This is a genomic window from Solibacillus sp. NPDC093137 (assembly GCF_050280445.1).
Taxonomy (GTDB): domain Bacteria; phylum Bacillota; class Bacilli; order Bacillales_A; family Planococcaceae; genus Solibacillus; species Solibacillus isronensis_B.
This window is the reverse complement of record NZ_JBNNVH010000002.1, coordinates 108,622-126,517: the sequence shown is the minus strand read 5'-3', so window position 1 is coordinate 126,517 and position 17,896 is coordinate 108,622. Positions and strand designations below refer to the sequence as shown.

General features: G+C 39.3%; 18 protein-coding genes and 1 other RNA gene. 7 read left to right on the top strand and 12 right to left on the bottom strand.

Annotated elements, in window-relative coordinates; genetic code table 11:
- Positions 1-64: 64 nt before the first annotated feature.
- Together ACQKN3_RS12425 and ACQKN3_RS12420 are read right to left on the bottom strand one after the other, a co-directional pair.
- Positions 65-604 carry a superoxide dismutase family protein gene (locus ACQKN3_RS12425; RefSeq protein WP_427711849.1) on the bottom strand — a complete coding sequence of 180 codons (540 nt, stop codon included), beginning with the start codon at positions 602-604 and terminating at the stop codon, positions 65-67.
- An 86-nt stretch (positions 605-690) separates the two neighbouring features.
- Entirely contained in the window at positions 691-1,434 is a 744-nt protein-coding gene (locus ACQKN3_RS12420; protein ID WP_427711847.1) for a LysM peptidoglycan-binding domain-containing protein, read from the bottom strand.
- Between the two features lie 570 nt (positions 1,435-2,004).
- On the opposite strand from ACQKN3_RS12420, the gene ACQKN3_RS12415 reads away from it, so the two are divergent.
- The 4 genes from ACQKN3_RS12415 (at position 2,005) to ACQKN3_RS12400 (ending at position 4,230) form a co-directional block, all read left to right on the top strand.
- Positions 2,005-2,175, top strand: coding sequence for a YjfB family protein (locus ACQKN3_RS12415; RefSeq protein WP_427711845.1), 171 nt, complete (start codon positions 2,005-2,007; stop codon positions 2,173-2,175).
- A gap of 360 nt (positions 2,176-2,535) precedes the next feature.
- Positions 2,536-3,180: a YfbR-like 5'-deoxynucleotidase gene (locus ACQKN3_RS12410; RefSeq protein WP_427711843.1), complete on the top strand. Its 645-nt coding sequence runs from the start codon at positions 2,536-2,538 to the stop codon at positions 3,178-3,180.
- Positions 3,181-3,327: 147 nt separating this feature from the next.
- Positions 3,328-3,519, top strand: a non-coding RNA gene (gene ssrS / locus ACQKN3_RS12405) — 6S RNA.
- A 180-nt stretch (positions 3,520-3,699) separates the two neighbouring features.
- Entirely contained in the window at positions 3,700-4,230 is a 531-nt protein-coding gene (locus ACQKN3_RS12400) for a GNAT family N-acetyltransferase (protein WP_427711841.1), read from the top strand.
- A 137-nt stretch (positions 4,231-4,367) separates the two neighbouring features.
- Here the strand turns inward: ACQKN3_RS12400 and ACQKN3_RS12395 are convergent, their stop codons facing one another.
- Genes ACQKN3_RS12395 through ACQKN3_RS12365 form a run of 7 tightly spaced genes read right to left on the bottom strand, consistent with a single transcriptional unit; the run spans position 4,368 to position 11,026 of the window.
- Entirely contained in the window at positions 4,368-4,970 is a 603-nt protein-coding gene (locus tag ACQKN3_RS12395; RefSeq protein WP_427711839.1) for a malonate decarboxylase holo-ACP synthase, read from the bottom strand.
- Positions 4,961-6,649: a biotin-independent malonate decarboxylase subunit beta gene (locus ACQKN3_RS12390; protein WP_427711837.1), complete on the bottom strand. Its 1,689-nt coding sequence runs from the start codon at positions 6,647-6,649 to the stop codon at positions 4,961-4,963. The genes ACQKN3_RS12395 and ACQKN3_RS12390 overlap by 10 nt, the downstream gene beginning before the upstream one ends.
- Positions 6,642-6,938, bottom strand: a complete 297-nt coding sequence (locus ACQKN3_RS12385) for a malonate decarboxylase subunit delta (protein WP_079523867.1) — start codon at positions 6,936-6,938, stop codon at positions 6,642-6,644. The genes ACQKN3_RS12390 and ACQKN3_RS12385 overlap by 8 nt, the downstream gene beginning before the upstream one ends.
- Positions 6,892-7,761 carry a triphosphoribosyl-dephospho-CoA synthase gene (locus ACQKN3_RS12380; RefSeq protein ID WP_427711834.1) on the bottom strand — a complete coding sequence of 290 codons (870 nt, stop codon included), beginning with the start codon at positions 7,759-7,761 and terminating at the stop codon, positions 6,892-6,894. Before ACQKN3_RS12380 ends, ACQKN3_RS12385 begins: the two co-directional genes overlap by 47 nt.
- A 12-nt stretch (positions 7,762-7,773) precedes the next feature.
- Positions 7,774-9,423, bottom strand: a complete 1,650-nt coding sequence (gene mdcA, locus ACQKN3_RS12375) for a malonate decarboxylase subunit alpha (RefSeq protein ID WP_079523869.1) — start codon at positions 9,421-9,423, stop codon at positions 7,774-7,776.
- Between the two features lie 2 nt (positions 9,424-9,425).
- Positions 9,426-10,352, bottom strand: coding sequence for an ACP S-malonyltransferase (locus tag ACQKN3_RS12370; RefSeq protein ID WP_427711832.1), 927 nt, complete (start codon positions 10,350-10,352; stop codon positions 9,426-9,428).
- A gap of 23 nt (positions 10,353-10,375) precedes the next feature.
- Positions 10,376-11,026 carry a GntR family transcriptional regulator gene (locus tag ACQKN3_RS12365; protein ID WP_251690547.1) on the bottom strand — a complete coding sequence of 217 codons (651 nt, stop codon included), beginning with the start codon at positions 11,024-11,026 and terminating at the stop codon, positions 10,376-10,378.
- 192 nt (positions 11,027-11,218) lie between these two features.
- On the opposite strand from ACQKN3_RS12365, the gene madL reads away from it, so the two are divergent.
- The 3 genes from madL (at position 11,219) to ACQKN3_RS12350 (ending at position 13,585) form a co-directional block, all read left to right on the top strand.
- Complete coding sequence (gene madL, locus ACQKN3_RS12360) at positions 11,219-11,626, top strand: malonate transporter subunit MadL (protein ID WP_427711829.1); 408 nt, start codon at positions 11,219-11,221, stop codon at positions 11,624-11,626.
- A 1-nt stretch (position 11,627) separates the two neighbouring features.
- Positions 11,628-12,389 (top strand): malonate transporter subunit MadM, encoded by a 762-nt coding sequence (madM, locus tag ACQKN3_RS12355; RefSeq protein WP_251690545.1) that lies wholly within the window; start codon positions 11,628-11,630, stop codon positions 12,387-12,389.
- A 257-nt stretch (positions 12,390-12,646) separates the two neighbouring features.
- Positions 12,647-13,585, top strand: coding sequence for a carbohydrate kinase family protein (locus ACQKN3_RS12350; protein ID WP_427711827.1), 939 nt, complete (start codon positions 12,647-12,649; stop codon positions 13,583-13,585).
- Positions 13,586-13,637: 52 nt separating this feature from the next.
- On the opposite strand, the gene ACQKN3_RS12345 is transcribed toward ACQKN3_RS12350, so the two are convergent.
- The 3 genes from ACQKN3_RS12345 to ACQKN3_RS12335 form a co-directional block, all read right to left on the bottom strand.
- Positions 13,638-15,011: a sensor histidine kinase gene (locus tag ACQKN3_RS12345; RefSeq protein WP_251690543.1), complete on the bottom strand. Its 1,374-nt coding sequence runs from the start codon at positions 15,009-15,011 to the stop codon at positions 13,638-13,640.
- On the bottom strand, positions 15,008-15,676 hold the full coding sequence (locus ACQKN3_RS12340; protein ID WP_251690542.1) for a response regulator transcription factor: 669 nt from the start codon (positions 15,674-15,676) through the stop codon (positions 15,008-15,010). Before ACQKN3_RS12340 ends, ACQKN3_RS12345 begins: the two co-directional genes overlap by 4 nt.
- Before the next feature lie 104 nt (positions 15,677-15,780).
- Positions 15,781-17,883, bottom strand: coding sequence for an MMPL family transporter (locus ACQKN3_RS12335; RefSeq protein WP_251690541.1), 2,103 nt, complete (start codon positions 17,881-17,883; stop codon positions 15,781-15,783).
- Positions 17,884-17,896 lie beyond the last annotated feature (13 nt).

The following is a 17,896-nucleotide window of genomic DNA, read 5'->3' as shown; positions in this document are numbered from 1 at the left end:
AATACCTTTTCCCTTTAGGAGGAAATGGTATTTTTCGTGTTAAACATTTCTTAGTTTTTTGCCGTTACTCAACTACCCCACAAACAATTCGCGCACCTGAATTTCCTGATGGATCTGTTTTATAATCGTCCGGTTTTTCATGAATGACAACAGAAGTTCCATCTGCATCAAACAGCGAATTTTCTTTTCCTTTTTCAAGTGTAAAATCAGCTGTCACATAATTTAACTCCACATTACCCGCTTCATCGGCAGTAATATTCGGTAAATCACCTAAATGCGGGCCCTCTGGATTATCGACGCCATGCTGCTTTTTCATTGGATTGAAATGAGCTCCTGCCGATTCAAAGCTAGGGGGGTCACACTTCCCTACTTCATGCAGGTGGATTCCGTGATCACCCGGCGGTAAATTATTTAAAACAGCAGTCAGTTCGACTCCTTTAGATGATTCTTTAAATAAGATTTCACCAACTAGGTTGTTCTTTGTATCATACATCTGCGCCTTCGCAGATAATGCTTCTGGTGCACTTACCGGGACGGTTTCCTTTTGAAATAAATTACATCCGCTTAATAATAGTACACATACGAATAAGCTAATTACTCGCACACTATCCCCTCCTTGCTTCTAGTATTTCAATAAATAGGGCTGAATATACAAAAAGCCACCCAAAAATTGAGCAGCTTCTTTTCGTATTAGTCTAAAATTTTTATTTGTACTGTACGGCGGCCCCATTCATAAGCGTTACCTAAGTCTGGAATAAATACATCAATTTTATTGCCTTTAATTGCCCCGCCTGTGTCAGCAGCAACGGCTTCTCCATAACCTTCAACCCAAACTTTTGTCCCTAACGGAATGATACGCGGGTCTACTGCAATTACTTTTAAATCTGGATTGGCACGTAAATTCGTACCGTTTGCCGTTGTTCCTGAACATCCCTCACAATAGGCTGTATACGCTGTCGCTTCAACAGTCATCGTTCTACCTGTATCAGGGGCTGAACTTGTTGTTGTTTTTGCCTGTGTGCCGCCTGTCGCGCTTTTCACTTCACTCTTGGCGTATTCCTGTTGAGGTCCGGATATTGTAATGGAGTCACCCGGATAAATTAAGTCCGAATTGATATTGTTCCATTTCTGCAGCTGGTCAACTGTTGCATCATGAGCTAATGCAATATGAAATAATGTATCGCCTGGTGCAATCGTATATACTTTCTCATCATGACCCCCGATTTTTAATGTATCACCAACAAAAATTGTATTACTCGTTAAATTGTTCAATTCCTTTATCTCTTCAACTGATGTTTGAAACTGTTTACTTATTTTATAAAGTGTATCTTCAGGTTGGATCGTATAAGTATCTGCAGAAGCTTGAGATGCAAATAGCCCCCCTGTAGCGAATACTCCTGCCAATAGAACTGCCATTAATTTTTTCTTTGTCAAATTTCTGTCCCTCCATATTTTCCAAATAAATTTAGGTTATTTCGACTCTGCTATTAACCTTACAGCAAATACATTGCAACACGATGACGCGGATATGAACCCTCCATTACAAGCACATTGCAGAGCTTTTGGATAATTATTACTAAATTTGAAGCGATTTATACATAGATTTACCATTTTTTTGCGGAGTGACAGGATAAGAACGAATAATAATTGGGAATTCGTTTTCAGACTTATTACAAATCCCCTTGTTCCTTTAATAATTCTTTCAATTTTGACGATATAAAGTGAAACTTCAAACAGTAGGATTTTTCTCAATCCCACTGAGTTAGAAGGAACACAAGTTAAAATCGTCACATCCTGTGACAACACTTGTGTGACCAACATCGTGTTGGCCCGAACCATTCGGGCTTTTACGGGTAGTTGATCTCCCGCCTATTTCTTTTCGCACTGCTTAAATCTAGAGGCGGGAGCCTTACCTCTGCCGCTTCGCTTTCAAGGCGAATAAATTACTACCCGTTAATGCGGGATAAATGACAAGGAGGGATAACTATGGAATTAAACGCCATTATGTCAGCTCAGCTAGCATCACTACAGCAAACTGTGCAAATGAGTATTTTAGACAAGGCAATGAATACCGGTGCGGCGACTGCTGTTCAAATGATTGATGCTATGCCCCAACCGCAAGCAACTCCAGCACCCCACCCTTATAAAGGACAAATGATTGACGTCCAGGTTTAGTTTTAAAAAACAGAAAGGACGCTCACGCAAATTGTGAGCGTCCTTTCTGTTTTTAAATTCAGGTATGGCTGCGACAGACAGAGAATATTAGAACACTTTTTTACTTATTAAAAATTAGGCGCCTGTTATTGGCACTTCGGAATTACATAATCGAAGTGCGAGGAGACATTTAAAAAATTCTACATACTATATTGGATAATCCAACTTTTATTAGATAATGGACCAAGTCTTTTGTAGGTTTTTCATTATTAGAAATCATAATGCCTAATGTAAACGCTGCGTTAAATTTTGGTTAAACACTTTTAAAAAAACATTTTTCGGGTATAACTAATAGTACACTGATGATATAAGCTAAAAGGAGTGATTATTATAGGTATTCATACATTTTTTACAAGTCTAAATGATTTAGAGCGCATCATCCGCTGTCCGGGTCGCTTTAAATTTGAAGAACATAATGTGGCAGCGCACTCATGGAAAGTTTCCCAGTACGCGATGTTCTTCGCAACACTGGAGGAACGTGCAGGCAGTCAGATTGACTGGAAATCGCTATACGAAAAAACGATTAATCATGACTTTGCCGAAGTGTTTATCGGGGATATTAAAACACCTGTCAAACATGCAAGTGTTGAACTAAAGCAAATGCTTTCACATGTCGAAGAGAAAATGATGGAGAAATTTATTCGGGAAGAAATTCCACATGACTTACAGGATGTATTTTTTGACCGTATGAAAGAAGGCAAAGACGAGACAATTGAAGGACGACTGCTTGAATTTGCTGACAAGCTGGATCAGTTTTACGAGTCTTTTGCAGAGCTGAAGCGCGGGAATACAGACAAAGAGTTTGTTCATATGTATGAAACAGCACTTAGTAAGTTATTATTGATAGATCTCCCGATATCTGTAGATTATTTCCGCAACGAAATTTTATCAGATGTTGTTACGGAAAAAACGGTCATCGATATAGCACTTTTAACGGAAAACATTTTACAACAGCATACTGAATAATAACAGAAGGCTTCCGATTAATAAGGAAGGCTTTTTATTTTGGAAATAAATCCTACTGAAAATCTTCAATATATCCATTCAAATCATTTGACTTTTTTTTTAAAACATACTTTATTGCATTCCACATTAACTTACTATAAGATAACAATAAGGCTACGTTGTACGTACGAATATTAAGTTTTAACCTTTATACTTATACAGGGAGTTTTACATCGATGTTGGAATGGCGTGCCTGGACTCTTTTGACTTCAGGATAGACAGGATAGCATTTGCGAACACCCACTTTGAGGAGTGGTGGTTTAAAACTTTCTATAATAACTACGGCAATGTGGCTGCTTACATAAGCAATACAGCCATTACACTTACAGACACTTACACGAATTTATGTGTAGGTGTTTTTTTATTTTCCTTTTCCTGGTATCATCTGAATATAAAATCTATAACCTTGAAGGGACTGAACTATGCGCAGATGGCAATATTTTTTATCTAACTGATTAAAAAATATTGGAGGTAATTAAATTGATAAAAGAACTGAATACTAAAAGATTGTATTTGAGAAGAATGGAAATTTCAGACTCACCCAGCTTGTTTAAAATATGGTCTGATCCACATGTAACTGAATTCATGAACATATCCAGCTTTACACATGAAACTCAGGCGAAAGAAATGATCGAACTGCTTGAGGATTTGGCTCAGGCTGGTAAAGCTGTTCGTTTCAGCATGATTGAACGGGATTCGAATGAAATAATAGGTACGTGTGGATTTAACGCTATAGATTTTGAAAATGCGAAGGCGGAAGTTGGTTACGACATCGCTAAAGCCTATTGGGGCATGGGATTTGCACCTGAAGGTATCAGTGCATTACTGGATTGTGCTTTCGGAACTTTAAAACTAAATAGAATTGAGGCAAAAGTAGAACCCGCAAATGTTAATTCAATCAAGGTTTTACAAAAACTTAGTTTCACATTTGAAGGAACTCTTAGGCAATACGAAAAATCTAAAGGAAATTTTATCGACATCAATATGTACTCACGATTAAAAACGGACTAATTTAGTTCCCTTCCCTACTGCCTGTATCTTCAATAAGATATAGGCCTTTATTTTTAGTAACTCTGCAAATTTGCTCAAACAAAAAACCTCATTAAATAACTGTTCGTTATTTAATGAGGAAGAGATCATATAATTCGCTATCCCTTATAGATCAATGACTCTTTTTCAAGCAGAATCGGTCCAGTACTCGTTCTTACTATAAAAGAAGAGTGGTTTAAGTAATCAGCTAAAACAACCGCCCCAACGCCTAAAATCTCCACCTGGACATCAACACGTTGGGGACTTTTCTGCAGCTCTGAGAGAATAGGCTTCAACTGATCCAGCTCCTGTAGCTTTTCACAGTACAAAATAATGTCAATATCACTGTTTTCATGGCAGACATTGATTCCAGTTCCCATTGAAAAACCAATACTTCCGCCAATCCCCCATTTAAAACCGTCCAATATCTTTTCAATATAAGTAAGTGATTGGACATGCGTCGCAGGATACGGATTTATCAGAACATCAAACGGTCGAATTACACGTTTAATATTAGATATCGTCGTAATCGCTGCAAATCGTTTCGACCGATTATCCCCACGAAATCCTATCGCAACTTTCCCAGCCTCTACTTTCATACGTCTCACAACAGCAATACCTTGAGCCATTTCGTCCTCATCCATCCAAACAGGATAATCACAGAAGTAATCAATTTGATCCATGGACTTTAAATACACTAAATCATGTACAGTCAGTTCCATTGTTGTGTAATCTTTTCACGTACAGCAATCGATGCTTTACGACCATTTTCAACCGCTACTTTTGATTGAATTCGATTTGCTAACGTTCTATCTCCAGACTGAATTATATCTTCTTTTGCCATTACAATTGAATGAAGAACTTTTCGAACTTGTTCTTTAGATGGTTCGTCTGCGTTAATACCGTGGATCAACTCATGTAATGCGCCAAGCGTTTGGAATGAATGGACATCATACGCCATCGATGGAACAGATTTTGCGAATTCATCCAACTCTTCAACAGTACGCATTGTAACAAGCGCTGCTGATTTTTTGGACATTACATGTACTTGCACTTCTGAATCATCAAGCGAAATAATACGGTTACCTTGCATGCCGTGTGCTAAAAATGCTCCTGAAATCGCTTTACCTACAACACATGTGACGATCGGATGACCGCTTTGACGTGCATATGCATACGCTTCAACACTTGCTGCACATGCTAAGTAAATGCCGAATAATTCTTCATGATAGCCGAATGCCTGACCCGGAACATCGACAATAGGAACGATTAATCTTTTATCCGCTGAATCCTTATCTTCTTCAATTGCCTGACGTACATATTTTGCAACAGTCCACGCTTCCTGCAGACCAAACTCCCCATTGCTGGCACGGTAAAATTTATTTTCACTGTTTGGCACTACAGCAATGAAACGAGCTTTTTCTCCATTTAAATGGGCATCTGCCACTAAAACAGATGGCGTTTCTGAAATTGATGGTGCGTTATTTGTAAATGCATTAAACCACGTTCGGCCTCTGCTTGAGTTTTCCCCGTCTGCAACCTTTGAATCTGCAGTTGCCAATTCAGATCGGTTACTTAAAATCTCCTGGGCTTCATCAGTACCGATTTTCTGTTCAAACTGCAAATGATTCAGCATATTTAAAAATGTATCGTACTCAGTTGTTCTGTGTTTGAAGTTGTTTTTTGTCCATAAGTCTTCCAGCGCATCTAAGTAATTGACAACATCATCTTCAACGATGGCATCCACTAAATTCGAATTGTAGCGCATTGATCCACCAATCATTTTCCAGATAAACGGCTTTTGTTTTGCATTTAGCTCTTGGATACCCGCTTCCTGCTGAACTACTTCAGGGCCATTCATGCCAAGTCGCCCTTCTCGTGTCATGATTAAAGCGGAACAAAGACCAGCTGTTAGCGACATTCCTCCGAAAGAACCGACTTTCCCCGGAATAATACCGATTACAGGTACATATTTTTTCAATGCAACAATTGCAGAACTAATTTCAGCAATTGAAAGCAACCCGTAGTTCGCTTCTTGCAGACGAACACCGCCTGTATCGTAAATGATGACCGGATAGATCAGTTCCCCTGCTTCACATGACACAAATGCACGCTCTAAAGCACCTGCAAATTTTGCACCGGAAACTTCACCGATTCCCCCGCCTTGGAAACTTCCTTCTATTGAAATAACTAATGAACGACGACCTCGAATTGTCCCTTGCATTATAATCATTCCGTCATCACTTTGCGGCACGATGTTTTGTGCTTCCAAATGAGGTGATTCAAAAAAGTCGAACGGACCTAATATTTCATGTGCTGTTCCTTCATCTAATAGTAAAAGTGCACGTTCTCTTGCTTTACTTTCTACTATACTTACAGGTAATGTAATAGAATTATTCACCGAAAACCACCTCCGCTGCCTGTGCAAGTCGTATCGATACGACACCTGGTGTTGCACCGAAATCATTAATCTTGATTGAAGCCAATATATCCTGCTGAGAAACAAAACGCTCCACTACTTTTTGCCAAGTTTCAGCATAACCCGTAATTCCTGTACGAACTTCTACTTTTGTTTCCGAGCCTTCGATTGGCTGGATCAGTATTTCTAAATCCCCCGATCCTACAACCCCGATATGCGCTTGCTTAGTAACCGGACGATTTGCCTGAAACGTGTAATTCAACTTTTCCATGCTTTGCACCCCTTTTCAGTTTATCTGACATATTAATTACGAATAATGTGGCCGCAAACAAATCAGCCGATCCCCCTGGAGATAACCAGTGCTTAATATACAACTCATCTAGTTTCTTCATATTTGAAATTGAAAAGCTTGTTAGCAGTTTCTTCGCTTCCTGTTTCGCAAACTCCAATCCTTCAAGACCGCCTCGATGAAGTAAACACGTGTCGTTTAAATTTGCGATTAATACTAATAATGTAGTAAGTTTCGCATCTCTTAGCGACATCTTCTGAGCCGCCTGTAAAAACGCTGGCAAACTATACTTTTGGATATGCGGAAATGCCTGCTGCGCTTCTTCTCTGGCACCTGGAATCCCATAATTCTCTTTTACTTTGATCCCATTCGTTTTGGACTTTGGAATATATTGATCCGGAAGATTGGCCAGTTCTGCAGCATCATTAAATACTTGCGGAAAGAGTACCTTGCCCTGTCTTCTTGCTATTGCGGAGCAGAGTAAACCAATCGACCAGATCGCCCCTTTATGCGTATTACTATTTTCAGTAACCGCAAACATTTCCTTTTCGCCATTCCGTCCAATTGCGCCAAATTGTTCCCTTATTTCTACTGTTGGCTGTCGGTTGAAACTCAGCATTGCCATTTGATAAAACGTATTGTGCAATGAATGTGCTGAATTCTGCATTTTTGTTAAAGATAAATCATGATGCGCACCATTATTTTCTGTATCTACTAAACCAGGCTTTGGTGTTAATTGAACTTCTTCGATCAATGCTGCAACAGCCTCATCAGCAATCCGTTTACAAATCACATGCTGTTTCATCCCTTCAGCTCCTTACCAACTTTTGAATTTCGATGGTGGCTCATATAAACCGCCAGACCATTGAACAAGCTCATCAATATTTTTTGCTGCCAACAATGAACGATTCGCTTCACCGCGTAAAATATTTAAGTCTTCCGGCATTGCCACTAAACCGCGCTCGCGAAGTGATTTTGTACGCTTCACATCATTTTCCATCCCTAATGGTGTTACCCCTGCAATGGAAGCAATCATTTCTCTTCGTTCTGCCGGGCTATCTGTTTTATACAGGTAGGCAATCCCTTCTTCTGTCACAACATGTGTAACATCTTCGGCATAAATCATGACCGGTGCGACTGCCAGATTCGCCTGTTTCTTTACATCAATTGCATCTAAACGTTCAACGAAGACTGGTGTGTTGGCATCCTGGAATGTTTCAGCTACTTGCACAACTAGCTTTTTCCCGCGAGCCAATTCATCCTGACTCGTCATCATGTTATACCAAGCTTCTGTTGAGTGACGGCGTCCGCCCGGATCATGTCCCATATTCGGTGCACCACCATAACCTGCAACGCGCCCTTTTGTTACCGTCGAAGAATTTCCATATGCATCCATTTGCAACGTCGATCCGATAAATAAGTCAACTGCATACTGACCTGCAAGCTGTGCCAACGTACGATTTGAACGAAGACTGCCATCTTTACCTGTGAAGAAAATATCGCGACGTGCCTGCACATATTTTTCCATCCCTAGTTCACCGCCAAAACAGTGGACACTTTCTACCCAGCCAGTTTCAATCGCTGGAATTAGTGTCGGGTGCGGATTAAGAACCCAGTTTTTGCATATTTTCCCCTTCAAGCCTAATTGCTCACCATATGAAGGTAATAGCAGCTCGATTGCAGCTGTATTAAAACCAATCCCATGATTTAATGATTGAACGCCGTGTTTTTCATAAATACCGCGAATACACATCATCGCCTGTAAAATCTGAATATCTGTAATATGACGCGGGTCACGTGTAAATAACGGCTCAAGCTCATACGGTTCATCCGCTTCAACGATGAAATCGACCCAAGAACCCGGAATATCGACACGTGGCAGTTCATCTACAATTTCATTTACTTGAGCAATGACAATTCCATCACGGAAAGCTGCTGCTTCTACAATTGTCGGTGTTTCTTCCGTATTTGGTCCCGTATATAAGTTTCCGAAACGGTCTGCTTTATCAGCTGCAACTAACGCTACATTCGGAATTAAATCGATAAACAATCTTCCATAAAGCTCAACATATGTGTGCAGATCCCCTAAAATTAATCGGCCATCTTCTATCATTTGTGCGATACGTAAACTTTGAGGTCCCGCAAAACTTAAGTCAATTTTCTTAGCGATACCTTCCTCAAAAATATCTAAATGTTCCGGACGCGACACACTGGACATAATCATATGTAAATCATGTACACGCTCAGGATCGACCTTTACTAGAGCTTGTGATAAAAATGACGCCTGCTTTTGATTGTTACCTTCAAGAACAACCCGATCCCCCGGTTTAATAAGCAACTCAAGAACATCTACAATTTTCTCTGTAGGAATTGTTACACCGTTTACTAGATGCTCCACTTCCGCCAATCTCTTTTTCTTTCCTTCCAACCTTGTTGACCAAGAACGTTGCTGTTGAATTAATACCATATTTACACCCCTTCATTTTTTGCTAAATATAGACAATTATTAAATCCTTCCTTTTCGACACTGTAACTATCCGCCTCTTGAAATGCATTTTTGGCAAGTTTTTTTAACACATCCCCTGGCGACATTTCAATAAACTGACGTACTCCGTTTTCAAATAAAATTGAAGTTGCATCATGCCATCTGACGGGTAAAGCAATACTTTCAGCCAAATCCTGAACGATACGGGAAGACTGGCGAAGTACTCGTGCATTTCGGTTTGAAATCAACGGAAATTTCGGCCTTTGGAGCGTTATGTTCTCCATCTCCTTTGCCAATCGATCCTGAACCGGTAAAAACAATGGACAATGGGATGGTGTAGAAACATTCAGCATCTTTGCTGAACTTGCCCCTTTTCCTGACACGTAGTCCAATACGTTTTGCATTGCTTCCTTATGACCCGATAAAGTCAATTGCTGCGGTGCATTACGATTGGATACATAGACCGGTTTTTCATCCGTATGGAATTTCTGTGTAATTTCTATAAGAGTTGATTCAGGCAATCCTACAACAACCGCCATTCCATACGCCTCATCCTGTAAAGATTCCATCAGTTCCCCACGAAGCGAAACTAAATTCAGGGCATCATTGAATGTTAGTACCTCGCTCGTCACCGCGGCGGCAAATGCACCTACCGAGTGACCTGCCAAATAATCTGGTTTTGCACCTTCATTTAGAAAGGTGCGCGCTGTTGCAACACCGGCTGCCAGCATTGTAATCTGGACGTTTTTTGTGCTCTTTAATTTTTCTGCTGTTGCAAGCAGCTTAATATCCGTTTTTAAAACATCCGAAGCTTCATCTAAAGTTTCTTTAATAGTAGGGTGTGTAGGAAGTGACTCTAAAAACCCGCCATATTGCGAACCTTGTCCCGGAAAAAGCCATGCCTGTTTCATCGTTAACTTCCTCTCCCTTTGCTTTATAATTGCTTATTCCGGACACTGAAAATTACATCTTCTGTATGCTTTCTTAAAATGGACTTCAGCTGATCCAAGTCATCATTCTTTAAGCATTCGTAAATACTTGTATGTTCTATAATCGATTTTTCGATAATTTCATTATTAGAAAAATGGATTACTTGAATTCGAAGTAACGGAAGTGCTATTTTACTGTACATATCATTTAGCACTAGGCTATTACTTAATTTGAATATGAGAAAGTGAAATTGATAGTTTAAGTGCGTATATTCTGTATAGCTTTTCGTTTTTGTCATCTTCGTTAGGACGGCTTTCATTTCTTTCAGTGTGCCTTTTTCTTTACTAGGATTTTCTATACGTTCGGCTGCCAGCATTTCCAAATGGTTTCGCACATCCAGTAAATCTTTCATATCATCCAATGTGTAGCCCTTAATGAACGCCCCTTTTCGAGGTACACGTTCAATAATTCCTTCTGTAGCTAATAAATATATTGCTTCTCTTACAGGAGAGCGGCTCGTTTCATATTGTTCTGCATATATCGATTCAACGACTTGATCTCCCGGTCTTAACTCACCATTTAATACTTGTTCGAGCAAGTTATTGGCGATTCTAATCGATAAAGCATTGTCCAATGCTCTTTCAAAATAATTCAATTAAACCTTCTCCTTCTATAAGAACTTGGTCGACTGTATACAATCCATAATATATCTTTAAAACATAAATTTCAATCGTATTATCTACTTTTCTCTAAAAAAAATAATATTTTTCTTGATTATGTATATATTATTGTTTATTCTATATTCAGAATACAGTCGACTGTTCTAAACAATCAAAGGGGTGTAGTTATGGTTATATATGGTGTTGCCATTTTAGCTGGATGTTTCTTATTCGGGATGTTCTGTGGTGAATTAATCGGAACTTTAATGGGGATTGATTCAAATGTGGGTGGCGTAGGTATTGCGATGTTACTATTAATCGTAGTCGTTGATAAATTACAGAAGAATGGGAAAATCAGTCTGCCTGCTCAAAGTGGCTTAGCTTTCTGGAATGCAATGTATATCCCGATCGTTATCGCAATGGCAGCGAGTCAAAATGTATTAGGTGCATTAACTGGAGGTCCTCTAGCGATCATTGCAGGAATTGCAGTTGTTCTTATTAGTTGGTTAGTTGTTCCATTGTTAAGTGGGAAAAAGGCGAAAGAATCTGCCATTGAGTTCAATAAAAATCACCCAGCAACAGGGGAGGTAAACTAATATGTGGGAAGCTCTAAAAACTGCACTAGAATCTAATGGTTTAATTACCGGATTCGTTATTGTCGGAATTACTATGTATGTCGCTTACTTGATTTCAAATAAATTAACGAAGGGGCTTATTCATGGCTCGGCTATTGCGATTGTTCTCGGATTAGTATTAGCTTACTTCGGAGGAGTTTATAGTGACGGTACAAAAGGTTTAGCTGATATTTCAATTTTTGCTGGAATCGGTCTTTTAGGTGGCAGTATGCTTCGTGACTTCGCTATTGTAGCTACATCATTCGGAGCAAACTTTGACGAAATTAAAAAAGCAGGTATACGCGGGATTTCATCACTGTTTATCGGTGTAGGATTATCGTTTGTAGTTGGTATTATTTTTGCACTTATTTTTGGTTATACAGATGCTGTAAGTCTTGCTACAATCGGTGCAGGAACAGTTACTTATATTGTTGGTCCAGTAACGGGAGCTGCATTAGGTGCAAGTTCAGAAGTTATTGCAATCAGTATTGCAGCAGGGTTAGTAAAATCGGTATTAGTAATGGTAGGTACACCGTTTATTGCACGATTCATTGGTTTAAACAATCCATTAACAGCAATGGTTTACGGTGGTTTAATGGGTACTACTTCCGGTGTTACGGGAGGATTAGCTGCAACGGATGTACGATTGGTCCCGTATGGCGCCGTTACAGCTACTTTCTACACAGGATTAGGCTGCTTACTTTGCCCTACCCTGTTATTCATCTTAACAGATATGATTTGGTAAGTTAATCATTCATTCTCGATATATAAGGTGCAATTTCATATTTTCAAAAAGGTGTCACATTTTCCTCTATAACATTCCCCCAGAATTTTATAAGATAAATCCACCTTCTGAAAGTTGAAATTACAATTAGTAGATAAAGCGTGAGTAATGTACTCACGTTTTTTATTGTACTTTTTATTAACTCATAGGGTAAATATTTTTAATTCTAGTAATTTTATGCCAATATTTAGTGAAACACATATATTTGGAGGACGGCTATGAAAAAAATTCTTTGCATTGGCGAATTGCTCATCGATTTTTTTACAACTCATACGGAAGTATCCATTATAGAAGCGAAAATGTTTGAAAAACAGGCAGGCGGTGCTCCGGCAAATGTAGCAGCAACTATTGCGATGCTTGGAGGACAGGCTCATTTTTGCGGAAAAGTGGGCGAAGATGCATTTGGTCACTTTTTAAAACAAACGTTGGAGCAAGCAGGTGTTCATACAGATCACTTGATAATGGATCCGTCTGCACCCACTACTTTGGCCTTTGTTTCAAGACAGAAAGATGGTGAGCGGGATTTTATCTTTAATCGTGGTGCCGACAAGTTGCTCAGTGTTGAAGATTTGGATCTGCAACAACTCATGACAATGAATTTGATTCATTTCGGCTCTGCTACTGCCCTTTTAAGCGAACCTTTCAGTAAAACTTACGAACAGTTAATGCAAACTTTGCACCTGCAAAACCATTTTATTTCATTTGATCCAAACTACCGGGCAGACTTATGGAAGGGTGATTCTGATTTATTCATTCATAAATGCGAACCTTTCGTTGAAGCAGCAAATTTCATTAAGATGAGTGATGAGGAACTGTTACTATTCGCAAGGACAGAAAACTTCGAACAGGCAATCGAATGGCTTACAAAGTTTAATGAAAAGACAATCGCCATTACACAAGGCGCTTCCGGTACAATGCTTATTCAAAACGGGCAAATTACAACCGTTCCTGCATTTCCCGTAAACTCCATCGATACAACCGGTGCAGGTGATGCTTTTGTCGGTGCCGTTTTGTATCAGTTAAGTAAATTTAAAGACACAAATCTCTCGTTTAATGAATGGGTAACCGTTATCGAATTTGCCAACCGTGCTGCATCAAAAGTATGCGAAAAAGTCGGTGCAATTGAAGCCCTATCTGCATTAAAAGAACTTCAATAATAAAACGAGCGCGTTAAAAGTTTCATTCCACTTTTAACGCGCCCTTCTTCTATTAATGCACATTTAAAACAACAGTCACTTTAGTTCCCTTTCCAAGCTCACTATCAATAGTAAACTGGCCCGCATGCCGGTTAACGATTTCTGTTACAATCGCCAAACCTAACCCGCTGCTTTGACTCGAGCGTGAAGGGTCAACCCGGTAAAATCGTTCTTTCACCTTTTCAAGTGATTGTTCAGGAATACCGATCCCGTTATCTTTTATCGTTACAAAAATCTGATTGTCTTTTTTACTGCATGTTACTATAATTTTCCCTTTATCCTCACTGTAGCGAATGGCATTTGACAGCAAATTATCCCAAACTTGCTCCATTAACTGTTCATCAGCAAAAACTTCAACCTGTTCCAGCTCGTATACAAGCTCCATCTGCTTATCGTCCAGTTTCCATCGCTTTGAAAACAGCCGTTCTTTCAACTGTTTATCTAACGAATAAGTCTTTTTTTCAACCGGTAAATTCTTCTGGTCAAGCGAGCTTAGTAAAAGCAGTTGCTTTGTCAATGCCGAAAGACGCTTCGTTTCCAGCTCAATAATCTCCAAATATTGCACACGTTCTTCTTCCGTATTGTCAGCGTCCTTAAGTACATTTGCGTAGCCTTGAATGTTGAGCAACGGCGATTGAAAGTCGTGCGATACATTATTGATGAAGTCTTTCTTAATCTGATCATTTTCTGCAAGGCGATTGGCCATCTTTTGAAACTGTGTTGCAAGCTGACCTAGCTCATCATTACGGTCAATCGTTAATTGGATATCATAATTTTCAAGAGCGATTTGCTTTGTCGCCTGCTGCAATTGTTTTAATGGCCTTACAAGCTGACGGGCAAGCAAAATCATCGTCAATAATATAACTAAAGCAGTAATAATAATGAAACTAACGATCAACAAATGCATTTCAGAAAACAGTGTGGCATTTTCCTGACGAATAAAAAATGCATAGCTTTCATCATTAAGTTGAAACGACACACCGATTGTATTTCGAATATCATTCGCGAAATGATTCATAAAGTAGGAAGATCCGTTATAATCCCGAATGCCGTGATACACTTCATCCGTACCGACGATGCCTACCATCTCAGGCGTGAGCTTTGTTTTTTTAAACTCACTTCCATATGAAATTAAATTACCATCAGGATAAATAACCCCTATTTGGTAGCCAAGCTTTGCAATGGACTCAAAGTAGGCATCTGCACTTTCTTTAGGCATTGATTTTAAAATTTGCTGTACTTCCTGGGCTACCCCATAATTTTTGGCATCTGTATCAGGTCGTATTTGCGATTTATATATTTGTCCGATTAACAACATCGACATCGTAATACTTATAATAATTACAGCCAATGTCACGATAATATATTGCCTGTATAATGTTTTCATTTTAATTCCTCTATTTTATAGCCGATTCCGCGTACGGTTTGAATTTTCACCTGTGCATTCACTTCTTCCAACCTGCTGCGCAGACGCTTAATATGTGTTGTCAGTGTAAAATCATCCCCGTCATAATCATAACCCCATACTTGTTCCATTAGCTGGTCTCGTGTAAATACGACTTCCGGTCTGGAACATAAAATGCCTAATAGCTCAAACTCTTTTAAAGGCAATAATGATACTTGCTCTCCTACTTTTACTTCATACGTTTGCCGGTCAATGAGCATATTGGCAATCTTTATTTGACTTCGTTCAACCTTTTGAAAGCGCCGTAAAATCGCGCGCACTCTAAACAACAATTCTTTCGGTTCGAATGGCTTCACCATATAGTCATCCGCCCCTGCCAAAAATCCTCTTTCCTTATCATCGAGTGTCGTTTTGGCAGTTAGCATCAATACAGGTACACCGATTTCAGCGAGATTTTTCGTCAAGCTTATGCCATCCATTTTCGGCATCATTACATCGACAATCGCCAAATCGACCGGCTCTTGCTGCAATATATTTAACGCTTCCATGCCATCACTCGCAAACAGCGCTTCGAACCCCTCTTTTTTCAAATGGATGCCGATTAGTTTCCGTATAAATGCATCATCATCTACAACTAATATCCGCATTGAATCACCGCCTTTAATAATTGAAGTTCTATTTCATGTATATTTACTCTCATTCTATCCATAAAAAGAGACATCGAATTACTCGATGTCTCTTCATCTAACCATTACTTCTTGTCTTTTTCAAATGTTAATATCAACATCGGTAATAACATACCACGTACTAGGAATGTATCAATAAGAATACCTACTGCAACGATAAAGCCGAATACGAATAGATCGGCAATCGGCATTGTCATTAATGCCGCGAAAGTTGCTGCGAGTATTATACCTGCTGACGAAATAACGCCGCCTGTATTACGGATAGCAATTTCCAGCGCCTGTTTCACTGTTGTACGTTTGCGCTCTTCAAGGAATCGGGACACTAAAATAATATTGTAGTCGATACCCAGCGCAACCAGGAATATAAATGCATAGACAGGTACACGTGTACTGATTGCATCGTAGCCAAATAATACATCAACTAAGAATAACCCTAATCCCAATGCCGATAAATACGACACTAAAATTGTTGCCATCATGTAAATCGGCATTTTCCAAGACTTCGTAAGGACAAATAATAGTACTAGAATTAAAATTGTTTCTAAAACTACAATCTTAATAATATCATCGTTGTTTACATTACGTTCATCCAGCAGTTTAGCTGTTGTTCCCGCAAAGTGCAGCTCCCCGTCAATTCCGGCTGCTGCTAAATATTCCGCGCTGTTTTTACGCATTTCTTCAAGCTTATCGATCGCTTCCGGATCATATGGATTTAAATCAAAAGCCATTGATAATTTCAGTTTTGTTTCGTCTTCCGAAACGGCTGATGAACGAACAGACGCAATCTCATCTTCGGCTAATAAAGCTTCCGTTAAATCTTGCTTTTGCTGTTCAGTTAATGTTTGTTTACTTTCTACTAATAATGAAGTCGGTGCAAGTTCCCCTTTATCAAAGCGCGACTCGACGATTTCATAGCCGACACGTGACGGCAATTCTTCAGGGAAAGATTTTACCGTATCAAATTCATAATCTAAATTGAACACATTCAATGAAGTAATAATCATGAAAATCAGGACTAATCCGCCTGATAAATAAGGTTTGTTTACAACAAACTTGGCAATTGCTCCCCAAATTCCATGCTTTACTTCCTTTGTTTCACCGAATTTCGGTACTTTTGGCCAGAATGCTTTACGGCCAAATAAGGCAAATAACGCTGGAACTAATGTAATTGAACCTAGCATAATAACAAATACTGCTGTACCAAAGATTGGTGCGAAGTTTTGGTAGTCACGGAAGTCTGCGAAGAATAGCACAAGCATTGCCGCCAATACTGTTCCGCCCGCAAAGAATACCGGCTCGCCAGTTGCACGCATCGCATATTTCATTGCTTCATATTTGTTTTCGTAATGGTTCAATTCTTCGCGGTAACGCGAGAACACGAATAATGAGTAATCGATTACTGCAGCAAATAATAAGATACTCATAATCGATGTTGTAGAGTTATTAATTTCTAAACCAGCTGCCCCCATTAAAGCAACTGACTGATTTACTACTTGATAAACAATAACCGTTGCCAGTAATGGAATAATCGCTAAAAGCGGAGAACGGTAAATAATGATTAATAATACTAAAATAATCCCGATTGTCGCGAATAATAACTGTAAGTCTGCTTGTTCAAACAGTTTTACTGTATCGCCGGCAATCCCTGCTGGACCAGTAATATAGAACTGTGTATCTCCTGTTTTTTCAGCTGCTTCATTTCCGATTTCAGATGCAAAATCATTAATTTCCGCATATTCCGAATTTCCAAGACCTTGCTCCAGCGTCATTGGCACGATCATAGTCGTTTTATCTTCCGACGTGAATCCTGCTAAAGCTTGTGGCGGCAAGTTCGCAATGTCAACTATTTGGTCAACACCTTCAATATTTTCCGCAATTATTGCGTTTAAAATTTCTTTTACGCTGTCGACATTAATTTCCCCGTTTTCATTATGGAAAACCAATATACCTGGTGTTCCTTCATCATTCGGGAAGTATTCGCTTAATTTATTTTCAGCGATAATTGATTGTGCATCATCCGGAAGTGATTGGAAGTTTGTCACTTTATATTCACTTAGCATCGGACCGGCGCTTAAGCCAATCATCAATACTAGCCAGACAATGAGGGTAATCCAGGCACCGCGCTTTGTTGATACCCAATCTGTAATTGGATTTAAAAACTTATTCATCGATATCCTCCTT

Excerpts from the sequence above, each read along its gene's own strand:
- ACQKN3_RS12415 (WP_427711845.1), top strand. The coding sequence starts at position 2,005 with ATGTCAGCTCAGCTAGCATCACTACAGCAAACTGTGCAAATGAGTATT.
- ACQKN3_RS12395 (WP_427711839.1), bottom strand. The coding sequence starts at position 4,970 with ATGGAACTGACTGTACATGATTTAGTGTATTTAAAGTCCATGGATCAA.
- ACQKN3_RS12385 (WP_079523867.1), bottom strand. The coding sequence starts at position 6,938 with ATGGAAAAGTTGAATTACACGTTTCAGGCAAATCGTCCGGTTACTAAG.
- ACQKN3_RS12380 (WP_427711834.1), bottom strand. The coding sequence starts at position 7,761 with ATGAAACAGCATGTGATTTGTAAACGGATTGCTGATGAGGCTGTTGCA.
- mdcA (WP_079523869.1), bottom strand. The coding sequence starts at position 9,423 with ATGGTATTAATTCAACAGCAACGTTCTTGGTCAACAAGGTTGGAAGGA.
- ACQKN3_RS12370 (WP_427711832.1), bottom strand. The coding sequence starts at position 10,352 with ATGAAACAGGCATGGCTTTTTCCGGGACAAGGTTCGCAATATGGCGGG.
- madL (WP_427711829.1), top strand. The coding sequence starts at position 11,219 with ATGGTTATATATGGTGTTGCCATTTTAGCTGGATGTTTCTTATTCGGG.
- madM (WP_251690545.1), top strand. The coding sequence starts at position 11,628 with ATGTGGGAAGCTCTAAAAACTGCACTAGAATCTAATGGTTTAATTACC.
- ACQKN3_RS12350 (WP_427711827.1), top strand. The coding sequence starts at position 12,647 with ATGAAAAAAATTCTTTGCATTGGCGAATTGCTCATCGATTTTTTTACA.
- ACQKN3_RS12345 (WP_251690543.1), bottom strand. The coding sequence starts at position 15,011 with ATGAAAACATTATACAGGCAATATATTATCGTGACATTGGCTGTAATT.
- ACQKN3_RS12340 (WP_251690542.1), bottom strand. The coding sequence starts at position 15,676 with ATGCGGATATTAGTTGTAGATGATGATGCATTTATACGGAAACTAATC.
- ACQKN3_RS12335 (WP_251690541.1), bottom strand. The coding sequence starts at position 17,883 with ATGAATAAGTTTTTAAATCCAATTACAGATTGGGTATCAACAAAGCGC.